This window comes from Edaphobacter sp., assembly GCF_035532915.1.
Lineage (GTDB): Bacteria > Acidobacteriota > Terriglobia > Terriglobales > Acidobacteriaceae > Edaphobacter.
Map to the genome: position 1 here is coordinate 1 of NZ_DATKQC010000411.1, position 2204 is coordinate 2204.

Annotated in this window: 2 protein-coding genes; both read left to right on the plus strand. The window is 58.6% G+C overall.

The annotated features are described in order from the left end of the window. Positions 1-1432, plus strand: a 1432-nt coding sequence (locus VMU57_RS19190) for a type IV secretory system conjugative DNA transfer family protein (RefSeq protein ID WP_325386367.1), incomplete at its 5' end; no start/stop codon positions are given. 2 nt (positions 1433-1434) lie between these two features. After that, the coding region (locus VMU57_RS19195; RefSeq protein WP_325386368.1) for a hypothetical protein at positions 1435-2204 on the plus strand (770 nt) is incomplete at its 3' end.

Consider the following 2204-nt stretch of genomic DNA (forward strand, 5'->3'; position numbering starts at 1 on the left):
GGTACGCATGAAGCACGGCGTCATCGTCGGCGGAACCGGCGCGGGCAAGTCCACATTCCTCGAAAACATCATCGCGCAGGACGTAACCCGTCGATTCGGCGCGCGCCCGATGCCGATGATTATCTTCGACGGCAAGGGAGAACGGGAGTTCCTCGACCGCCTGTTGCCGCACATCGAAGCCGCTGGTCGCTTGCAGGATTTACGGGTAATCGATCCCACCCACCCCACTGAGTCGGCCCGGTACAACCCCTTCTATGCCATCGACGACGCCTATCAGGAGCATGTGAATTTCATCTTTCGGTCATTCGGCCTGCGTGAAGACTTCTTCAAGGGTCATCAGGAGGCGTATCTCTCGGACCTTGTGCGCATCCTGCAGTACACGGGCAGGCTTTTCAACGTCTACGACGTGCTGGTGATGGCGCTCGATGAGGAGGTGCTGGCGGAACAGATCGGTGTTGCTAAGGCCCGTCTCGCCTCGGTGCCAGGCATTTCCATGCAGAAGCGTTTGAACTTCGAGATGTCGGTGAAGATGCTGCAACGGTCATTGGCGGACCGCGAGCGTGTCGAGAAGATACAGGGGCTTCTGAACGAACTTCTGAGCTTCCTTGAGGATGAGTTGTCGGTCGTAACCGGCTCGTACCAGGACCTTCTCACGCTCGACGATGTGCTTGAAAACGGCCTGATCCTGTTCGTTTCGCTCAACGCCAACCGCAATCAGCGCGCTGTCGAAGCCCTGGGAAAGATCCTCCTACAGAACATTCAGCTGATGGTTGGCAAGCGCTATGCGCAGCCGGCGAGCGACCGGGACGAGGATGAACCGATGCTCTCGGTCATCCTGGACGAGTTCGCGCCGTTTGCCTATCCCGCGTTTACGCAGGTGCTCCAGACCGCGCGCGGCGCCAGGGTCTCGTTCCTTTTCTCCTTCCAAAGCATGCCGCAGCTGCAACGCGTGAGCCAGGCGTTCGCGGACGAGGTCTCGTCGGCGCCCGGAACGAAGATGATCATGAACGTGTCGGAGGAGAACACGGCGCAATGGTTTCTGAAGGCATCGGCCAGAATTGCGACCAAGCGGCGCAGCCTGTCGGTCCGCCGCACCGGAATCTTCTCGACGAAATACACCGAGACGGGCACGGGAAGCGAAAGCGACATCAAGGAGACTCGCGCCCGCGAGGACCACATTAAGAACCTCCCGGTTGGCCAGATGGAGATTCTGATGGTGGACAACCGGGAGGGCACCCGTTACTCCCATCTGCATGTCCGCCGCGCTCCACGATTCGAGATTGAGGGACTTCAACCAGCGCTCTATCCCAAGATGCACAGTTATCTCGACCCGAAAATCGGCGTCAATCTGCGTTTCAAAGAAACCGAGAATCGGAAACAACGGCGCCGGAGGGCGGCAGGATTGTTTCTCGGTGGGGTCAATGGAGAGTGACGATGCGATCACCACTCATCATTCGGACGGTCGTCTTTGCTATCTCACTCTGGTGCGTCTGCGGGCTATCTTTCGCTCAGACCGTGAATCGTACAGATTCAGGAGCCGCACAGCCCGCAGCGAAACGCCAGGGGTTCTTTGACTATGCGTTGGGTAAGATCAATCCTCGCGACAAGGATTATGGCACGGCAATAGAGTCTGGTAGAGCTGCTCTCGTCGAGAATTCCATCGACGATCTCTATTTCTGGTCGAATGTGGTGACGCTACTTTTGCTCTGCGGGATAGTCGCCGTTGTCTTTCTTCAGTGGCGCGCGGCCGACAAGCGCGAAGTCATCGCTTCGTTCCTGATCGCGCAATTATGGAATGGCCGCGTCAGCGACCGGATCGAGATTGAGCGCCGCACGGAGCAGTTCAATCGACTGGTCGAAGCCCATAATGCCGAGGCCGAGCGCGCGCTCTCCGCGAAGCCTCAGCCCACCGCCGGCGAGGAACAGGCCGACTCCGAGCTCAAACGAACCGTCGAAGGCCTCGACAAGAGAACAGCGAGAGTGAATGCTGCGGACCGCAACAGCGGTGAGAATCGGCCCGCGAGCGTCGCAGTCCAGGCTCAAAGCGCGGAAGCAACCGCTGCCGGCTTGCAGCAGAGAAATACGATTCTGGAACGTCAGGCTGAAGCAATGAGAAATACAGAGGCCAATCTGCGGCGCCGGCTCAATGACACGATGGCTCAACTCGACCAGGAACGGAATCGAAACCAGACCCTCAAGGGCGC